Raw genomic sequence first — 17989 nt, 5'->3', positions numbered from 1 at the left:
GGGCGTGGGGCGGTCTCGGGCGCGAGGCGGGCTCAGGCGTGGGCGCGGGCGATGAGCAGGACGACGTCGTCGTGCGTGTCGGGACGGCGCAGGGCCGACAGCAGCAGGTCGCAGGTCTCCTCGATCGGGCGGTGCGGGCCCGCCAGCAGGTCGGTCAGGGTCAGCAGCCGGGTGTCGATGTCCTGGTCACGGGTCTCGACCAGCCCGTCCGTGTAGAGGACGAGCTCGTCGCCCTGGTCCAGGGTGAACGCCGTGGTGTGGAAGGGGACGCCGCCGACCCCCAGCGGCACGGCCGTGGTCAGCTGGACCAGCCTCGGCTGGCGCCCGCTGCGCAGGTGCACGGGCGGCAGGTGGCCGGCCGTGGCGATGTGGCAGAGCCGTGAGTGCGGGTCGTAGACGGCGTAGACGCAGGTGGCCATGGCCTCGCCCAGGTCGGCCGTCGCCGCGTCGAGGTGGGTGAGGACCGTCGCCGGATCGAGGCCGAGGCGGCCCAGCGCCCGGGCGGTGGCGCGCAGCTGTCCCATCGTCGCGGCGGCGTTGATGCCGCTGCCCATCACGTCGCCGACGACCAGCGCGGTCCGGTCGCCGGTGAGCGGGATGACGTCGAACCAGTCGCCGCCGGTCTCGTCGGCCGCTCCGGCCGGCTGGTACCGGTAGGCGATGTCCAGGCCGGGGGCGTCCGGCGGGTGCTGCGGAAGCAGATGGCGCTGGAGGGCGAGGGCGGCGTGGCGCTGGCGCTGGTACCAGCGGGCGTTGTCGATGGACACGGCGGCGTGGGCGGCCAGTTCGGCGGCGAGCAGCACGTCGTCCTGGCCGAACGGTACGGGGTTGCGGGCCCGCTTGAGGTCGAGGGTGCCCAGTACCTGGCTGCGGGCGATCAGCGGGACCGCGAGGTACGAGTGCACCCCCGCCTCGGCCAGTTGCCGGGCGGCCTCCTCGTCGCGGGCGATGCGCGGCAGGTCCTCCGCGGTGACGTGCGGGACGAGGACGGGCCGGGCGGTGCGGGCGCAGCGTGCCACCAGCCGGTCGGTGCGGTACAGGGCCACGTCCCCGACGGGGTCGGCGGCGTCCTCGGCGGGGGTGCGGTAGCCGGCCTTGACCGCCAGCGCCCGGAACCGCACGGTCCGGTCGTCGGCTCCGTCGCCCGGACGGCCGCCCGTGAGCACGGTGTCGAGGACGTCGACGGCGGCGATGTCGGCGATCTCCGGCACGGCGACGTCGGCCAGCTCCCGGGCGGTGATGTCCAGGTCGAGGGTGGTGCCGATGCGCACGGAGGCGTCCGCGATCAGTGACAGGCGGCGCCGGGCGTGGGCCGCGGAGACCGCGACCCGGTGCTGTTCGGTCACGTCCACCACCGACACGGCGACGCCGATCACCCGGGAGGACTGGTCCTCCAGCCGGTAGATGGACAGCAGCCAGGCGCGTTCGCCCTCGTCCTCGGAGATCGTGCCGGTGGTGAAGTTGTCCAGCACCGGCACGCCGCTCTCCATGACCTCGCGCATCCGTGCCTCGACGGCCGGAGCGTCGACGAAGGGCAGGATGTCGCCGATCCGCTGCCCGAGGTGCCGTTCGGACGGCACCCCGTTGATCCGTTCCAGGGCGGGGTTGACCAGGACGTACCGCAGGTCGGCGTCGAGGACGGCCAGGCCGATGGGGGACTGGTCGACCAGCCGGAGGGAGAGGGCGAGGTCGCGTTCGACCCGGCGCAGGGTGGCCTGCTCCGAGGCGAGCCCGAGGGCGAACGTCCCGCCGTGGTCGGCCTGGAGCCGCATGTTGCGGAACTCGACGAGCACGGTGTGGCCGTCGCGGTGGCGGACGGGGAAGGTGCCCGCCCAGGCGCCCCGGCCCGCCATCACCTGGGCGAACAGGCCGAGCACCTCCTCGCGGTTGTCCTCCGCCACCAGCAGGGTCGCCGCGTACTGGCCCAGGGCCTCTTCGGCGGGGTAGCCGAACAGGGCGGCGGCCTGCGGGCTCCACAGATGGATCCGGCCCTCGGCGTCCAGTACGACCGCGGCCACCCCGAGGACGTCGAGGAGACCGCCCGCCGAGGGGGACCCGGCCGGCGGGGGTCCCGGCTGCGGGGCCGGGGCCGGCGGGGGCGCGGCGGGGCCGGGCGCGGGCGCGGGGGGCTCGTCCCCGGGGCCTTCGGCCGGCGGAGCGGGCTGCGCATCGGCCATCACCGGCCTCCTCACCCGGACGGAGCTCCTTCCATGCTGAGGCCCCGCGCCGGGCCCGGCGACCCGGCGGGGGCCATCGGGACCGGTGGGGCCGGGGGCGAGGGAAGTGGGTGAGGGCCGGGGGCGCCGCCGCGCCGGGCGGCACCCCCGGCCGGGCGGTCAGTGGAAGAGCATGGAGGCGCCGCCGGCCGCCGTCGTGACCGAGGCCGGGCACAGGAAGCTGCCCGAAGCCTTGGTGGCGGTGAAGGCGCGGTTGACGTACTTGCGGGTGGTCCCGTCACGGTCCCACACGATGTTCGTGGCCTTGTAGCGGCAGGAGACGAAGCTCTGCTGGCCGGTGATGTCGATCAGGTCCGTGCGGGCGGTGGCGGTCGCGTCGTCGAACGTGAAGGCCGGGTTGTTGTTGAGCGAGGCGGTGATCCCGCCGTCGCAGGCGAGGTTGCCGCCGGGCTTGTTGATGCTGGTGCGGTCGACGGTGAGGGCGCTGGGGGGATTGGCGCTGGTGCGGGCGTTGGTCCAGGTGCAGGTGTTGCCCGCCACCACGATGACGCCGTCGGCCTGCTGGTCGGCGGTGGGGCCGAGGGCTGCGGCGCTCGTGATGCTGCCGACGGTGGCCGCGAGGGCCAGGGCCGCTATGGCGAGTTTCGCGCGGTTGATCATGTCGCTCCTCTGTGGCACGTCCTTGTGGGGGTGTGGTGCGAGGGCGGTACCGAGTGCGCAGGGAGCGTGCCACAGGGGTCTTGAGAAGTCGCGAGTGATGTCATGCCCGTGTCAAGTATGGCCGGAATGCGACGCCCACCGGCGGGCCGGGGCGGGGCGCGCGCGGTGTCAGGGGAGGTCGGCGGCGGCCGTCTCGGCCTCGTACACGTGCGGGGCGTCGCCCTGCCATTCGATCAGCGGGAGCGTGCCGCCGAGGACCACCTCGTCGGGGTCCGGTACCTCGGCGCGGCGCAGGAACTCGATGACGTCGGGGTCCGAGTGCGCGACGCCCAGGACCGTCTCGCGGCCCTCGGTGCGCAGGCTCACCCGGCGGCCGCCCGACGGCGAGACACGGTGTACGACGATCGGCGCGTGCTCCATCCCTCCACCGTGGATCCGGCCCGGGCCGGGCGCATCCGGACGGGATCCGGCCGGCCGGGCGCTCCGGGCGGGGCGGCCGAGGACGGGGCGGGAGTGCCGGAGTCCGGGCGGGCGGCCCGGGCCCGGGCGCGGGGTCCCGGCCGCCGCCGCCCGGGGCGGCGTACACCGGTGTACTACCTGGGGAGTACGCCGGGAACGCTACGCCCGGGTGACGCGGGTGAGGGCGGGGCCGGTCTAGCGTGATCGTATGGAAACGCGGAGCGTACGCCCGGGACCCCCGTGGCGGCAGTGGGTGCAGCGGACCGGGCGGGGCCCGGCCTGGCGGTCCGCGCTGCTCGTCGCCGTCGTCGCCCAGGCCGGCTCCGGATGGGCCGCGCAGGCGCACACCGGCCGGGTCCCGCTGGACGCCTTCGCCCGGATCCTGCTCCTGACCGGCCCCGCCCTGCTGGTGGTACGGCACCGGTACCCGGTCGCCGTCGCGTACGGGGTCAGCGCCGTCACCCTGGTGTACCTCGCGGCCGGCTTCCCGTACGGCCCCGTTTTCGCCGCCGTGGCGGTGGCCTGCTTCGCGGCCGTCGTCGCCGGGCACCGCGGGGCCGCCTGGGGCGCGGCGGGCCTGCTCTGGGCCGGGCACCTGCTCATCGCCCACTGGCTGTACCGCCGGCTGCCTCCCGCGGGGGACGGTCCGGCCCCCTGGGGGCAGGAGCTGGGCGTCACGGCCTGGGTGCTCGCCATGTTCGCCGTCTTCGAGCTGGTCCGGCTGCGCCGCGAGCAGTGGGCGCGCGAGCGGGCCGAGCGGGCGGCCGCCGCGGGCCGCCGGGCCGACGAGGAACGGCTGCGGATCGCCCGCGAGCTGCATGACGTCCTCGCCCACAGCATCTCGGTGATCAACGTCCAGGCGGGGGTGGGACTGGCCCTGCTCGACACCGACCCCGAGCAGGCCCGCACGGCCCTGACCACCATCAAGGCCGCCGGCAAGGAGGCGCTCGGCGAAATCCGCCAGGCCCTCGACACCCTCCGCGCCCCCGGCGCCGCCCCGCGTGCCCCGGCCCCGGGCCTCGACCGGCTCCCCGAGCTGGTCGAGCAGGCCGCAGCCACGGGGCTCAGGGTCGATACCGAGACCGTCGGGCGGGCCCGGACCCTGCCGCCGGGAGCGGACCTCGCCGCCTTCCGCATCCTCCAGGAGGCCCTGACGAACGTCGTACGGCACTCCGGATCGCGCACCGCCCGCATCCGCATCGGCTGGCGGCCCGAGGCCCTTGAACTGCGGGTCGACGACGACGGCCCGGCCACCGGCAGCCCCGCCGGCGGCAGCGGCAACGGCCTCGCCGGGATGCGGGAGCGGGCCGCCGCCCTCGGCGGCGGCATCGAGGCCGGCCCGCGCCCCGACGGCGGCTTCCGTATACAGGCGACCCTCCCGCTGGACCCCGACCCCGACCGGGAGGCCCCGTGATCCGCGTCCTGCTCGCCGACGACCAGCTGCTCGTACGCGCAGGGTTCCGGGCCCTGCTCGACGCCCAGCCCGACATCGAGGTGACCGGCGAGGCGGCCGACGGGCGGGAGGCGGTCCGGCTGGCCCGGGAACTGCGCCCCGACGTGGTCCTGATGGACATCCGCATGCCGGAAACCGACGGGCTCGCCGCCACCCGCGCCATCACCGCCGACGGCACGCTCGCCGGCACCCGGGTGGTCATGCTGACGACTTTCGAGCTCGACGAGTACGTCTTCGAGGCGATCCGCGCCGGCGCCTCCGGCTTCCTGGTCAAGGACACCGAGCCCGCGGAACTCCTGCGCGCGGTGCGGGCGGTGGTCGCCGGAGACGCCCTGCTCTCCCCGGGCGTCACCCGCCGCCTGATCTCCGAGTTCGCCGCCCGGTCCCGCGAACCGGCCTCCGCCGAGGGGCTGGAGCGGCTCACCGACCGTGAGCGGGAGGTCATGGCCCTGGTCGGCATGGGCCTGTCCAACGAGGAGATCGCCCGCCGCCTGGTCGTCAGCCCGCTCACCGCGAAGACGCACGTCAGCCGCACGATGGTCAAGCTGGGCGCCCGCGACCGGGCCCAGCTGGTGGTCCTGGCCTACGAGTCCGGCCTGGTCCGGCCGGGCTGGCTGGGCTGACGACCGCCCCGTCCCCCCGCTCCCCGATCCCGCGTACTCCCGCGGAAGTACCCGAGGTGCAGCCGGCCGTACGACGCCCCGGACCCCTCCCGGGGGCCACTCTCGGACCAGAACGAGACACCGGCACTCCCGAGGAGCTGAACCACCATGAACCCCCTCACCACCCTCGCCTACGACGGACCCGGCCCGTGGATCCTGTTCGCCCCCCTGATCTGGGCGGCGGTCGTGGTCACGGTCGTCACCGTGCTGCGCCGCACCGCCTGGCGCGGCGGCCGCCGGGCACCGTGGCAGGCGGCCCGCGAGGCCGCGTACGGCGGCCCCTCGCCGATCGCCGTCCTGGGCCGGCGCTTCGCCTCCGGCGAGATCGACGAGGACGAGTACTGGCGCCGCCTCTCCGTCCTGGACGAGCAGTTCGGCCGCCCCCTCAAGGGCGGCCCGGCCTGACCCGGCCCGCCGGCCCGACCCGCCCACCCGGCGCCGCGCCCGGGCCGGCGGCGCGTGGGAGGCTGGGGCCATGTGCGGCCGTTACGTCTCCACTCGCAGCCCCGAGGACCTGACGGGCCTCTTCGACGCCGTCCCGCCCGCCCCCGACCTGGTCCTCCCGCCCAGCTGGAACGTCGCCCCCACCGACCCGGTGTGGGCGGTGCTGGAGCGGGCGGACCGGCAGAGCGGGGTCCTGGAGCGGCAGTTGCGGGCCCTTCGCTGGGGGCTGGTGCCGTCCTGGTCCAAGAGCCCGGACGGCGGGGCCAGAATGATCAATGCCCGGGTCGAGACGGTGGCGGAGAAGCCCGCCTACCGCCGTGCCTTCGCCAGACGCCGCTGCCTGCTGCCCGCCGACGGCTTCTACGAGTGGGAGGCCGTCCCGGCCACCGCCACCGCGAAGGCCTACAAGCAGCCGTACTTCATCAGCCCGCAGGACGGCTCGGTGATGGCGATGGCGGGCCTGTACGAGTTCTGGCGCGACCCCGCCGTCCCGGACCCGGAGGACCCGGCCGCCTGGTGGTCGACCTGCACCGTCATCACCACCGAGGCCACCGACGCCGCGGGCCGCGTCCACCCCCGCATGCCGCTGGCCGTCACCCCGGCGCACTACGACGCCTGGCTCGACCCCGCGCACGAGGACCCGTCCGCCCTGCGCGCCCTCCTGACCACCCCGGCCGCGGGCCGCCTGGCGGCCCGCGCGGTCACCACGGCCGTCAACAACGTCCGCAACAACGGCCCCGAACTCCTGGCCGACGCCCCCGGCGCGCGGTGACGGCCGCCCTCGGCCGCACCCTCAGGCCGGGCCGAGGGCCTGAACGGCGCCCGCTCGGCTCCGGCCGCCTCGACGAGCCGGGTCATCCCGTCACACCTTCCGTACGGTGACGCCGGCCGCCGCCAGCGCGTCGGTCGCGTCCTGCGGCGCCGCCCGGTCGGTGACGACGGCGTGCAGCGCGGAGGCCGGCAGGACATGGGCGAGGGCGGTGCGCGAGAGCTTCACGGACTCGGTGACGGCGACGACCCGGCGGGCCGAGGCGATCGCCGCGCGTTTGACGGCGGCGTCGGCCAGGTCGTAGGCGGTCAGCCCGTCCGCCGCCGACAGCCCGCAGCAGCCGATCACCGCGGTGTCGAACCGCAGCGCGGCGAGCGAGGCCTCCGTCAGCGGCCCGGTCAGTGCGAGCTCCCCGCGGCGCGGCGCCCCGCCGGGGAGGAGCAGCGTCAGGCGGGGCGCGTCGGCCAGGGCGTTGGCGGCGTGCAGGGACAGCGGCATGACCGTCAGCCTGCGGTGGTGCAGCGCGCGGGCCACCTCCAGGCAGGTGGTCCCGCTGTCCAGGACGACCGACTCCCCGTCCGCGAGCAGGGCGGCGACCTCGGCGGCCAGGCGGCGCTTCACCTCCAGCCCGTCGCGGGCGCGCAGCGGGAACGGGGCCTCCTCGCCGCGCAGCAGCAGGCTGCGGGCCCCGCCCCGGTAGCGCTCCAGCACCCCCTGCTCGGCGAGGGCCTCCAGGTCGCGGCGGATCGTCATCTCGGAGGCGCCGGTGAGCTCCGCGAGCTCGGCGACGCTACGGCTGCCACCGGCGCGCACGGCGTCGGTGATCTGCCTCAGGCGGTCTGCACTCATACTCCGATTGAACAGCCAGCGTGTTTGAAACGCAAGTTTCGAACACGAATGATGTTTGATATGTTCGATCTCATGGAGATGACCACACTCAGGAAGGCGCGCGCCGCCACCACGGCCTGCTTCGCCCTCAACGGATTCGTCATGGGGATGTGGATCGTCCACATCCCCCCGGTGGAACAGCGCACCGGCGTCGGCCACGCCCTGCTCGGCTGGCTCCTGCTCCTCCTGGGGGCCGGGGCCTTCGCCGGGATGCGGATCGCCGGCCCGCTCACCGACCGCTTCGGCGCCCGCCTGGTCGTCCCCGCCGGCGCGGGGCTGTGCAGCGCCGCGGTGGTGCTGCCCGCCCTGGCCGTCGACGCCCCTTCCCTCGGCGGGGCCCTGCTGCTGCTCGGCTTCGGCAACGGCTGCCTGGACGTCGCCATGAACACCCACGCCGTCCAGGTCGAACGCGGCTACGGCCGGCCCGTCATGTCGGCCTTCCACGCCGTGTTCTCCATCGGCGGCGTCCTCGCCGCCCTGGCCGGAGCCCTCGCCCTCGGCGCCGGAACTCCCCCCGCCGCCACCCTGGGCGCCACAGCCCTCGGCGGCCTCCTCCTCGCGCTCCTGCTCGCCCCCGCCCTCCTGCCCGGGGAACCCGCGGCCGCCACCCCGCACCCCGCGGCCGCCCCCACCCGCCGCCGGACCCCGCCGCGCATCCGGATGCTCGCCGTCCTGGCCTTCCTCCTGATGCTCTGCGAGGGCGTCGCCAACGACTGGAGCGTGCTCCACCTGCGCGACTCCTTCGGCGCGCCCGCAGCCACCGCCGCCCTCGCCTACGGGGCCTTCGCCACCGCCATGACCGCCGGCCGGCTCCTCACCGACCGCATCACCGCACGGACCGGTCCCGTCGCCGTCCTGCGCTACGGCGCCGCGCTCGCCGGGGCCGGCCTCGCCCTGGCCGTCGCCGCGGCCGCCGCGCCGGTGGCCCTGGCCGGCTGGACCCTCTTCGGCGCGGGCCTCTCCGGCTGCGTCCCCCAGCTGTTCAGCGCGGCGGGCCACGCCGACCCCGACGCCGCCGGGGCCAACGTCTCGCGCGTCGCGGGCCTCGGCTACCTCGGCATGCTCGCCGGCCCCGCCGTGATCGGCCCGCTCACCCGCCTCGTACCGCTCGGCCCGGCCCTGCTGCTGCCCGTGGCCTGCTGCGCCTTCGCCGCCCTGGCCGCGCCCGCCCTCCGCCCCGACCCGGCCGCCACCGGCGCGGCCACCGTGCCCGGTCCCCACGGTGGGCCGATAGTGGAGCTGTGAGCGACGAACGGACGTGGGACCCCCGAGGGGCCGGCGCGGCCTGGTCCGGGAGCGAGGGCGCGCGGGCCTTCGCCGCGGTGGAGGCGGCCACGGACTGGCTGCTCGGCTACCCCTTCGTCTTCCGGGCCCTGTCCCGCCGGATCGGCGCGGGCGCCGTCCTGGTCGACTACGGCTGCGGGCCCGGCAAGGTGGCCGACCAGGCGGCCCGGCAGCTGGGCGCGCGGGTGATCGGGGTGGACGCCTCGCCCGAGATGCTGGCACTGGCCCGCGCCGCCGGAACCGCCGTCGCTGAGTTCCACCTGGTCGAGGACGGGCGGACGGAGGGCCTCGACGACGCCTGCGCCGACGCGGTGATGTGCAGCCACGTCCTCGCCTCGCTGCCGGACGAGCCGGCGGTGCTGTCGGTGTTCACCGAGGTCCGCCGGCTGCTGCGCCCCGGAGGACCGTTCGTCCTGCTGTCCACCGACCCCGACTGCGGGGGCGCGGAGTACGCCTCCCTGCGGATCGGCGATCCCGGCACGGTCCACACGCCGGGCCAGGGCCTGACCGTGCGGCTGCGGCGCACCGACGGCTCCTGGCAGGAGGTGCGGAACCACGCCTGGCCCGTCGGCAGGCTCCCCGGGCTGCTGGAACGGGCCGGTTTCCGGGAGGTGGTCCAGGAGCGCCCGACGGTCGCGGAGGCGCTGGAGACCGCCGACCCGGACCTGGTCCGAAGCCGCCCCTGGACCGCCGAGCGGGAGCGTCCCCCGCTCGTGGTGACCACGGCGCTGGCGGCCTGAGCCGTCTGGGTGAACTTCGGCACCCTGACCCGTACAAGTCGGGTCTGAGCTACACCTACTGACGGAACGTCGGCAGACCGGCGGCGGCGTCCCCTTTCCGAGGAGGGGGCGCCGCCGCCCCGCCGTTCAGCGCCTGAGGATCCTGCGCGAGACCAGGTTCCCGAGCAGCTGCGCCGACTGCACGAGGGCGATCAGCACCAGCACGGTGACCACCATCACCGAGGTGTCGAAGCGCAAGTACCCGTACGTCATGGCCAGGTTGCCCACCCCGCCGCCGCCGACCGTCCCCGCCACCGCGGAGAAGTCGATGAGCGCGACGAGCATGAACGTCAGCCCGAGCACCAGCGGCCCGAGCGCCTCGGGGACGAGCACCGTGAGCAGGATGCGCAGCGGGCCGGCGCCCATGGAGCGGGCCGCCTCGATGACGCCCGGCTCGACGGAGAGCAGGTTGGACTCCACGATCCGGGCGATGCCGAAGGTGGCCACGATCGTCATCGGGAAGACGGCGGCGTCGGTGCCGATCATCGTGCCGACCACCGCCCGGGTGACCGGGGCCAGGGCCACGATCGCGATGATGAAGGGGACGGGGCGGATGACGTTGATGAACGTGCCCAGCACCGCGTGTACGGCCCGGTTCGGCAGTACCCCGCCCTTGCGCGTGGCGTAGAGGGCGAGACCGACCGCCAGGCCGCCGACGGTGGAGAGCGCCAGGGTGATCAGCACCATGTAGACGGTCTCGCCGGTCGCGTCGAGGACCTTCGGCCAGAAGGTGCTCCAGTCCGCCCTCACCGCGCACCCGCTTTCACACCGGCCGCGGAAGCGGAGGCGGCCGCGGACGGGGAGGTGGACGGCGACGCGGACGCGGTGGCGAGGCCCGCGGCCACCGCTTCGACCGCGGCCTCCTCACCCCGCAGTTCGAGGGTCACGCTGCCCAGCGGGCGCCCGCGCACCTCGCCGACCCCGCCGTGCACGAAGGCGAAGTCGACCCCGTGCCCGCGCAGCAGCGGCGCGAGGGCGTCCATGGCCGGGACGCCGTCGACCACCGGCACGGTGACCAGGCGCCCGGGATGACGCGCGCGCAGCCGCTCCAGCAGCGGCCCCTCCGGGGCGCTGTGCAGGGCGGAGCGGACGAAGGCGGCCGTGGTGGCGTGGCGCGGGCGCGCGAACACCTCGTAGACCTCGCCGCTCTCCACCACCCTGCCCTCCTCCATGACGGCCACCCGGTCGCAGAGGCCGCGGACGACCTCCATCTCGTGGGTGACCAGCAGGATGGTGACCCCGAGCTCGCGGTTGACCCGGCGGAGCAGGGCCAGCACCTCGCCGGTGGTCTGCGGGTCGAGGGCGGAGGTGGCCTCGTCGCACAGCAGCACCCCGGGACGGGTGGCCAGGGCGCGGGCGATGCCGACGCGCTGGCGCTGTCCGCCCGACAACTGCTCGGGGTAGCGCCCGCCGTGCCCGGACAGTCCGACGAAGTCGAGGGTCTCCTCGGCGCGCGCCCGGGCGGCCGCGCGGTCCAGTCCGGCCAGGCGCAGCGGGTAGAGGACGTTGCCGAGGACGGTGCGCGAGCGGAAGAGGTTGAACTGCTGGAAGACCATGCCGATCTCCCTGCGCACGGGGCGCAGTCCGCGCTCGCCGAGGGCGGCGAGGTCCTGGCCGCCCACCAGGACGCTGCCCGAGGTAGGTTCCTCCAGGCCGTTGACCAGGCGCAGCAGGGTGGACTTGCCCGCGCCGCTGTGGCCGACGACGCCGAAGACGGTGCCCGCGTCGACGGTCAGGCTCACCCCGTCGACGGCGACGGACCCACCGGGGAACTCCTTGCGGACGTCGCGCAGTTCGACGACCGGGGGTGCGGGGGTGCCGGGGGCGGTCACCGGGCCAGCTGCTTCGTGATGCGGCCGAGCTCGGCCTGCAGCTCGGGGGCGGGCAGCTCGATGTGGTGGGCGGTGCCGTTGCTGGTGCGGCGGACCTCGTCCTGCACGGGCCCGGAGGCGTAGAGCTCCGCGATCTTCCGGAAGTCCGCGTCGTCCTTCCGGTCGGCGCGGGCGGCGATGACGTTGAGGTACGGCAGGGCCTGGGGGCTCGCCGGATCGTCCTTGAACAGGGCGGTGTCGGCCTTGATCCCGGCGAGTTCCGCGACCCCGTCGTTGATGACGGCCGCGTCCGCGTCCTGGAGGGTGCGGGGGGTCTGCTGGGCGTTGACCGGGGTGATCTTCACGTGCCGGAGGTTGGCGGTGATGTCGTCGGGGGTGGCGAAGAGCCCGGCGCCGGGCTTGAGGGTGATGAGCTTCGCCTGCTCCAGGACGTGCAGGGCGCGGCCCTGGTTGGAGGGGTCGTTGGGCAGGGTGACCGAGGCCCCGTCGGGGAGGTCGGCGAGCTGCTTGTGCTTGCCGGAGTACAGGCCGAGCGGGACCACGGTGGTGGCGGCGACGGGGGTGATGTCGGTCTTGTTCGCGGTGTTCGACTGGGCGAGGAAGACCAGGTGCTGGAAGGCGTTCAGGTCGATGTCGCCGGCGCTGAGGGCCTTGTTGGGCAGCGAGTAGTCGTCGAACACGACCGTCTCGACGGTCAGGCCCTCCTTCTTCGCCTCCTTGGCGAGGACGTCCCACTCGGGGGAGTCGCCGGAGACGCCCACGCGGATGCGCTTGCCGTCCGAGGCGCCGAGCCCGCAGCCGGAGAGGAGCAGCGCGAGGGTGGCGGCGGTGGTGGTGAGGGCGAGCGCGGTACGGCGGCGCGGTGTTGCTGCAGACATCGTGGGATCCAGTGGTAGAGGAACGCGTCAAGCGAGATACCTCTGAACAGTAGGGATGGATCCCGGTATTGGCTTGCTATGAAAGATCGTATTCACGATCCTGCAATGAATCAAAGGTCATGGGTCGGAGTCTGAGGTACGGACACCTGGTGCAGGCGCAGGGCGAGCTGGAGCTCCAGGGCGCGGTCGGGCGACTGCCAGTCGGGACCCAGGAGGCGGCCTATCCGCTCCAGACGCTGCACCACGGTGTTCACGTGCACGTGCAGCACCTCCTTCGCCCGCGCCTGGCTCATCCCCGAGGCGAAGTAGACCCGAAGGGTGTGCACCAGCTCGCTGCCGCGCCGGGCGTCGTAGTCCAGCAGGGGCCCGAGCGCCGACCTGACGTACCCGGACAGGTCCGGCCGGTCGCCCAGCAGGACGCCGAGGAAACCGAGTTCGGCGAGCGTGCTGCCGTCACCGGCCCGGCCCAGGGCGCACAGGGTCGTCAGACAGCGCAGGGCCTCCGCGTGCGCGGCGGGCAGCGCCGCCGGACCTCCCCCGGCCCGCGCCGCGCCGACCGTCACCGGGGCGCCCAGGGCCCTGCCCAGCGCCGCCGCCAGCCCGGCGGCGTCCGCACCCGTCTCCTGAGAGGGCGCCAGCAGCACCGCGTGGTCGTGGTGGACCCCCGCCAGGCCCCGGCGCTCCCGGGCCTGGTGCGCGGCGGCCGCGAGCAGGCGCGGACGCGGGGCGGTGTCGCTGTGCAGCACGAACAAGGCGTGCGGGCGGGCCAGATCGACCCCCAGCCGGCGGGCGCGCTCGGTCAGCCCCGCCGGATCCCCGGACGGGCCCAGCAGATCACCGAGCAGCTCCCCGCGGATCCGGTCCTCGGTCTGCGCGACCGACCGCCGCAGGAGCAGCAGCAGGGCCGTGACCATGGCCGCCCGTTCGAACAGCCGCCGCCCGGCCGCGTCCAGACCGGGCCGCCCGGTGAGGGTCACGCTGCCCAGGAGCTCGGGGCCGGCCAGGACGGCGCACACCCAGCTCCCGTCCGCGGCGACGGCCCGGCCGCTGGTCCGGGAGGCGGTCACGGCCCGGTCGGGCGGCGCCGCGGCACGGGTCCGCGAACGGGCCAGCTCCACGCCCTCGGCGTCGTGGACGAGCGTGCCCCCGTCGAGGAGTGCGCCGATGGCCGCCGCCACCTCGCCCAGGTCCCCGCCGCGCAGCACCAGGCCCGTGAGCCGGTCGTGCGCCTCCTCCGCGCGGCGCAGGGCGTCACTGTTCTCCTGGATGGTGCGGGAGGCGACGCCCAGTTCGGCCAGCGCCCGGCGGGTCTCCTCCAGCAGCCGGGCCCCGTCGATGGCGATGGCCGCGTGGTCGGCGAGCGAGGACAGCAGCGCCACCTCGCGCGGGCCGAACTCGCGCGGGCTGCGGTCGGCGGCGAACAGCACCCCGATCACCCGGGCGCCCAGCCGCAGCGGCACCCCCAGGATGGCGTGCAGGTCCTCCTCGCCGACCGCGCTGTCGATGGGCCCGGTGTGCCGGAAGCGGGGGTCGCGCTGGTAGTCGCCGGTGGCGTAGGGGCGGGCGGTCTGCGCGACCAGCCCGCCCAGCCCCTCGCCCATGCCGAGCCGCAGCTGCTGGAACGCCGCCGACACCGAACCGTCCGTGACCCGCATGAAGGTGTCGCCGGCCGCCTCGTCGTTGAGGGAGAGATAGGTGACGTCGGTGTGCAGCAGCTGCTTGGCCCGGTGGGTGATGGCCCGCAGCACCGAGTCCAGGTCCCGCAGCGCCGCGAGGTCACCCGCCGTGTCGAACAGCGCGGTCAGCTCCGCCTCGCGCGTGCGGTGCTGGGCCAGCGTCCGGTGGATCTCCAGGGCCACCCCGGTGGCCTCCTCCAGGGCGGCCACCTCGGCCGCGGACGCGCCCGCCGCGCGCGCGGCCGCGGCCGGCCGGGAGAACTCCTCGGCCGGCGCGCCCTGGGCCAGCAGCCCGAGCAGCTCCCGCAGCCCCGCGTCGCTCACGCCGCCGAGCATACGGGGCCGCCCCTCAACGCCCGCTCGGGGTACCGGCCGTGGCCACTGGTGCGGTCCTCCGCGCCCCGGTGAGACTGCGGCCCCTGGTCTCCCGGGCGGCCACGGCGGCCACCGTCGTGACCAGCGCCGCCGCGCACAGGTACACGGACACCGGAACGGACGAGCCGTAGTCCTTGAGCAGTTCGACGGCGACGATCGGCGCGAGCGCCCCGCCGAGCAGCGAGGCCAGCTGGGAGCCCATCGACGCCCCGGAGTACCGCACCCGGGTATCGAACATCTCCGAGATGAACGCCGCCTGCGGCCCGTACATCGCCCCGTGCAGCAGCAGCCCCGCCGTGACGGCGACGGCGATCACCGCGAAGGACCGCGAGTCGAGCAGCGCGAAGAACGCGAACGCCCACACGGCCATCCCGACCGACCCCACCAGCGTCACCGCCCGCCGCCCGATCCGGTCCGACAGCGCACCCCACAGCGGGATCGTCACGAAGTGCACCGCCGAACCGATCAGCACCGCGTTGAGGGCGTCCGACTTGGGCAGGTGCAGGTGCACGGTGACGTAGACGAGCAGGAAGGCGGTCAGGACGTAGTACGAGACGTTCTCCCCGAGCCGCACGCCGATCGCCGTCACGACCTCCCGCCCGTGCACCCGGAACACCTCGAGCACCGGCGGCCGCTGCTTGTGCCCCGCCGCCTCCTCGGCCTCCGCCCGCGCCCGCGCCTCCAGGAACGCCGGCGACTCCGACACCGAGATCCGGATCCACAGTCCGACCATCACCAGCACCCCGGACAGCAGGAACGGCACCCGCCAGCCCCAGGCGAGGAACGCCTCGTCCGACTGCACGGCTGCCAGCAGCGCCAGCACCCCGGTGGCGAGCAGGTTCCCGCCGGGCGCCCCGGCCTGCGGCCAAGAGGCCCAGAACCCCCGGCGGCGGTCGTCCCCGTGCTCGGCGACCAGCAGCACGGCCCCGCCCCACTCCCCGCCCAGCGCGAACCCCTGCACCAGCCGCAGCAGGGTCAGTAACACGGGCGCGAGGGCGCCGACGCCGGCATGCGTGGGCAGCAGCCCGATGGCGAAGGTGGCCCCGCCCATCATCAGCAGACTCACCACCAACAGCCGCTTGCGCCCGACCCGGTCCCCGAAGTGCCCGAACACCACCCCGCCGAGCGGCCGCGCGGCGAACCCGACGGCATAGGTGAGGAACGCCAGCAGGGTCCCGACGAGGGGGTCGTCGGCCGGGAAGAACAGGGTGTTGAAGACGAGGGCGGCGGCGGATCCGTAGAGGAAGAAGTCGTACCACTCGATGGTGGTCCCGACGAGACTGGCGGCGACGATCCTCCGTATGCCGGACGGGCTCGTTCTGCTCGCTGCGGGGGAGACCATGTGCACCACTTCCAGGGGGTCTGCGGGGACGTCGGGTGTCGCCACAACGTAGAAGTCCCCAGGTCAACGGCATATGTGGCAGACCATCACAATCCCAGCCCACCTTGTGTGCCACATCACCACTCACCAGCCGCTGGCTCATTTTCGCCCACGGAGGGGCCCCTTCCGTATGGCGCCGGATTTGCAGAATTCCGCCCGTTTTGGAAGGCCGGTGCTGACTCCCGTGCTGGTTCGGTGCTGACCAAAAGCCCACGTCATCCCACCTCATCCCCCCTCCCGTGCTGGTTCGGTGCTGACTACGCAGCGTTGAACTCCGACCTTCGGCGCGCATCGGGTCCGCAGCCTGCCGCTGCGACGCCGAGTGTCAGCGGGTGGTGAGACGCTTGAGCACCGGCATAGGAGGCGCACTCACATGGCGATCGATTGGGACCACCTCACCCAGCCTCGGTTCGACCGCATCGTGGAGGCGTTGGTGCACCGGCTCTACGCCGAGGACGCCGAAGTGGAGGTGATGAACGGGCGCGGCGGCGACGGCGGCATCGACATCAAAGTGAGCGTGGACGGCCGTGTGTGGATCTACCAGCTGAAGTACTTCCCGGACGGCTTCCCCGGCTCGTACCAAGGTCGCAGGGCGGGCATCAAACGGTCGTTTCAGAAAGCCGTGGAGCACGACCCTGATGACTGGGTGCTGGTCGTCCCCTGTGCGCTAACGCCGCAGGAGCGCGCCTTCGTCAACAACCTCGGCACCGGCGCCGAGCGGCCGCGTATCCGTGTCCTGGACCGGGCCTGGCTGGACGACAAGCTGGCCCTGCACGCGGACCTGGAGAGCTCGTTCATCCGGGACGATTTGAGGGAGGCGGCGCGCGACTACAGGGCGGAACTGGCGTTCCTGGCGGGCGGGACCGACGACATCGCCCAACGGGTTGGTGCTCTGGGCCGGCGGATCGACCGCCTCGATCTGCACTGGTCCATCGACGTCGCCTATCGTAACGGCGCCGTAGTGCAGACCCTGCGGCCGAAACACCCCCGTGCGCAGCAGGTGAGCCCGATCTACTTCACCGTCCGCGGCCACCTGAGGGACGCCGATCCGGGTTTGGCGGCGGCGGTGCGGCGCGTCGTGGGATTCGGCACGGCCGAGGAACTCGTCCTCCCCGCGTCAGCCATCGAGGAGCTCAGCGTGCACGGCCCCGATTGGCTCCACCTCGACGGAGAGAACGCCGAGGTGCGGATGGCACCGGTGTCGCCCGCACCAGGCGAGGGCCAGAGTGCCGAGCTGGTCTTCCTCGACGATGCCGGGAAGGTGCGATCGGCGCACGAGGGGACTGTGCGCGCCCACGGCAAGGGCCAACTCGGCAGCAGCCTCGACCTTGCGTTCACCGGCTTCCGGCTCACGATCTACCACGCCGACGACGCAGGCGTACCGACAGCGGCGAACTGCGACGTCGACTTGACCGGGCTATCCTGCTCCGACGCGCTCCAGGCACTCGACATCTACGATCTGGTCTTGGAAGGAAGCGCCTTCCACCTCCGCCTCAATGGCCAGGAGCTGGCTTCAGGCGCATTCCCCGGGGCCGCTGTCACCCGTGACGACATCGAACGGCTCGCCAGGCTCCGGCTGACCGTGGAAGACCTGCACGTCGTCCAGCAGCACGCATGCCACTACTTCTCCGTCCCCAGCGAGCTACGGCCGGCCGACCGCGTACTACTGCGCATCGCCCGACTCCTCATCGAGGGACACTGCGTCGCCAACCCGTTCCTCGCCAGCCTGACCATAGAACTCAACGGCCAGGACTCCCCAGCCCTGCGCGCACTCCTGATGGGCGAAGGCGCGGCCAACAGAGCACTGCTGCCGACCTTCAACCTCCCGCTCGCCGACCGCGAGCTACCGCTCGGTCCCGTCCACATCTACCACCCCCACGTCCGGGCGGAAGACGCCGAACAGGTCCTGCACGCCTTGGCCGCGGGCCACGCGGAGGGGCAGAAGGTCACGCTCCGCCCCGCTGACGGAGAGTCGTACCGGCTCTACTTGGCCCGTCCCGGCGACGCCACCGACCTCAGCACCCTGACACCCACACCACTGGCGATCCCCGGCCCCAGTTCCCGCACATCCTGAGACTGCAGGCCAGCAGGTTCTTCGTGTGCTGGTGGTACACGCCTCGCATGGCCGCTGACCAGCGGAAACGGCCACGATTCGACCCGGCTGCAGGCGGCTGGTCCGCGTATGGCCCGGATCTTGGTCGGCGCGGAGTGGGTCCCTGCCCGATGGCCCGTGGCGGCGGCGAGCCGGCACACAAACGAGGGGCGGGCCGAC

16 protein-coding genes are annotated in these 17989 nt (G+C 74.1%); 7 read left to right on the top strand and 9 right to left on the bottom strand.

Translation table 11 applies throughout. The features are described 5' to 3' along the window. Positions 1-32: 32 nt before the first annotated feature. The 3 genes from BX286_RS04560 to BX286_RS04550 form a co-directional block, all read right to left on the bottom strand. Positions 33-2177 (bottom strand): SpoIIE family protein phosphatase, encoded by a 2145-nt coding sequence (locus BX286_RS04560; protein WP_121014595.1) that lies wholly within the window; start codon positions 2175-2177, stop codon positions 33-35. 159 nt (positions 2178-2336) lie between these two features. Then, complete coding sequence (locus tag BX286_RS04555; RefSeq protein ID WP_187344088.1) at positions 2337-2837, bottom strand: hypothetical protein; 501 nt, start codon at positions 2835-2837, stop codon at positions 2337-2339. Between the two features lie 168 nt (positions 2838-3005). After that, positions 3006-3257, bottom strand: a complete 252-nt coding sequence (locus tag BX286_RS04550; RefSeq protein WP_079424010.1) for a hypothetical protein — start codon at positions 3255-3257, stop codon at positions 3006-3008. 247 nt (positions 3258-3504) lie between these two features. On the opposite strand from BX286_RS04550, the gene BX286_RS04545 reads away from it, so the two are divergent. From BX286_RS04545 to BX286_RS04530, 4 genes are all read left to right on the top strand, one after another. After that, positions 3505-4710 (top strand): sensor histidine kinase, encoded by a 1206-nt coding sequence (locus BX286_RS04545; RefSeq protein WP_121014593.1) that lies wholly within the window; start codon positions 3505-3507, stop codon positions 4708-4710. Continuing rightward, positions 4707-5372 (top strand): response regulator transcription factor, encoded by a 666-nt coding sequence (locus BX286_RS04540; RefSeq protein ID WP_079424006.1) that lies wholly within the window; start codon positions 4707-4709, stop codon positions 5370-5372. Before BX286_RS04545 ends, BX286_RS04540 begins: the two co-directional genes overlap by 4 nt. Before the next feature lie 147 nt (positions 5373-5519). Further along, on the top strand, positions 5520-5816 hold the full coding sequence (locus tag BX286_RS04535; protein ID WP_121014592.1) for an SHOCT domain-containing protein: 297 nt from the start codon (positions 5520-5522) through the stop codon (positions 5814-5816). A 70-nt stretch (positions 5817-5886) separates the two neighbouring features. Beyond that, complete coding sequence (locus BX286_RS04530) at positions 5887-6627, top strand: SOS response-associated peptidase (protein WP_121014591.1); 741 nt, start codon at positions 5887-5889, stop codon at positions 6625-6627. Between the two features lie 90 nt (positions 6628-6717). On the opposite strand, the gene BX286_RS04525 is transcribed toward BX286_RS04530, so the two are convergent. Then, positions 6718-7473: a DeoR/GlpR family DNA-binding transcription regulator gene (locus BX286_RS04525; RefSeq protein ID WP_079424001.1), complete on the bottom strand. Its 756-nt coding sequence runs from the start codon at positions 7471-7473 to the stop codon at positions 6718-6720. A 72-nt stretch (positions 7474-7545) separates the two neighbouring features. On the opposite strand from BX286_RS04525, the gene BX286_RS04520 reads away from it, so the two are divergent. Then, positions 7546-8757, top strand: a complete 1212-nt coding sequence (locus BX286_RS04520) for an MFS transporter (protein WP_121017561.1) — start codon at positions 7546-7548, stop codon at positions 8755-8757. Next, a complete protein-coding gene (locus BX286_RS04515) occupies positions 8754-9536 on the top strand; it encodes a bifunctional 2-polyprenyl-6-hydroxyphenol methylase/3-demethylubiquinol 3-O-methyltransferase UbiG (protein ID WP_159036887.1) in 783 nt (260 codons plus the stop codon). The genes BX286_RS04520 and BX286_RS04515 overlap by 4 nt, the downstream gene beginning before the upstream one ends. Before the next feature lie 126 nt (positions 9537-9662). Here BX286_RS04515 and BX286_RS04510 read toward each other — a convergent pair whose 3' ends face one another. From BX286_RS04510 to BX286_RS04490, 5 genes are all read right to left on the bottom strand, one after another. Continuing rightward, positions 9663-10325, bottom strand: coding sequence for a methionine ABC transporter permease (locus BX286_RS04510; protein WP_079423999.1), 663 nt, complete (start codon positions 10323-10325; stop codon positions 9663-9665). Beyond that, positions 10322-11407 (bottom strand): methionine ABC transporter ATP-binding protein, encoded by a 1086-nt coding sequence (locus BX286_RS04505; RefSeq protein WP_187344087.1) that lies wholly within the window; start codon positions 11405-11407, stop codon positions 10322-10324. The genes BX286_RS04510 and BX286_RS04505 overlap by 4 nt, the downstream gene beginning before the upstream one ends. After that, a complete protein-coding gene (locus BX286_RS04500) occupies positions 11404-12285 on the bottom strand; it encodes a MetQ/NlpA family ABC transporter substrate-binding protein (protein WP_121014590.1) in 882 nt (293 codons plus the stop codon). Before BX286_RS04500 ends, BX286_RS04505 begins: the two co-directional genes overlap by 4 nt. A 110-nt stretch (positions 12286-12395) precedes the next feature. Beyond that, on the bottom strand, positions 12396-14297 hold the full coding sequence (locus BX286_RS04495) for a GAF domain-containing protein (protein ID WP_121014589.1): 1902 nt from the start codon (positions 14295-14297) through the stop codon (positions 12396-12398). A 13-nt stretch (positions 14298-14310) separates the two neighbouring features. After that, complete coding sequence (locus BX286_RS04490; RefSeq protein WP_121014588.1) at positions 14311-15678, bottom strand: MFS transporter; 1368 nt, start codon at positions 15676-15678, stop codon at positions 14311-14313. Positions 15679-16090: 412 nt separating this feature from the next. Between BX286_RS04490 and BX286_RS04485 the strand changes: the two genes are divergently transcribed. After that, complete coding sequence (locus BX286_RS04485; RefSeq protein WP_079423989.1) at positions 16091-17791, top strand: hypothetical protein; 1701 nt, start codon at positions 16091-16093, stop codon at positions 17789-17791. Positions 17792-17989: the final 198 nt, after the last annotated feature.

The organism is Streptomyces sp. 3211.6, from assembly GCF_003634815.1.
Classification (GTDB): Bacteria; Actinomycetota; Actinomycetes; order Streptomycetales; family Streptomycetaceae; genus Streptomyces; species Streptomyces katrae_A.
The sequence above is the reverse complement of the archived record's forward strand: the minus strand, read 5'-3'. Positions and strand labels throughout refer to the sequence as shown.

Coding starts and splice junctions, on each gene's coding strand:
- BX286_RS04560 (WP_121014595.1), bottom strand. CDS start 2,177: ATGGCCGATGCGCAGCCCGCTCCGCCGGCCGAAGGCCCCGGGGACGAG.
- BX286_RS04555 (WP_187344088.1), bottom strand. CDS start 2,837: ATGATCAACCGCGCGAAACTCGCCATAGCGGCCCTGGCCCTCGCGGCC.
- BX286_RS04550 (WP_079424010.1), bottom strand. CDS start 3,257: ATGGAGCACGCGCCGATCGTCGTACACCGTGTCTCGCCGTCGGGCGGC.
- BX286_RS04545 (WP_121014593.1), top strand. CDS start 3,505: ATGGAAACGCGGAGCGTACGCCCGGGACCCCCGTGGCGGCAGTGGGTG.
- BX286_RS04535 (WP_121014592.1), top strand. CDS start 5,520: ATGAACCCCCTCACCACCCTCGCCTACGACGGACCCGGCCCGTGGATC.
- BX286_RS04530 (WP_121014591.1), top strand. CDS start 5,887: ATGTGCGGCCGTTACGTCTCCACTCGCAGCCCCGAGGACCTGACGGGC.
- BX286_RS04525 (WP_079424001.1), bottom strand. CDS start 7,473: ATGAGTGCAGACCGCCTGAGGCAGATCACCGACGCCGTGCGCGCCGGT.
- BX286_RS04520 (WP_121017561.1), top strand. CDS start 7,546: ATGGAGATGACCACACTCAGGAAGGCGCGCGCCGCCACCACGGCCTGC.
- BX286_RS04500 (WP_121014590.1), bottom strand. CDS start 12,285: ATGTCTGCAGCAACACCGCGCCGCCGTACCGCGCTCGCCCTCACCACC.
- BX286_RS04495 (WP_121014589.1), bottom strand. CDS start 14,297: ATGCTCGGCGGCGTGAGCGACGCGGGGCTGCGGGAGCTGCTCGGGCTG.
- BX286_RS04490 (WP_121014588.1), bottom strand. CDS start 15,678: ATGGTCTCCCCCGCAGCGAGCAGAACGAGCCCGTCCGGCATACGGAGG.
- BX286_RS04485 (WP_079423989.1), top strand. CDS start 16,091: ATGGCGATCGATTGGGACCACCTCACCCAGCCTCGGTTCGACCGCATC.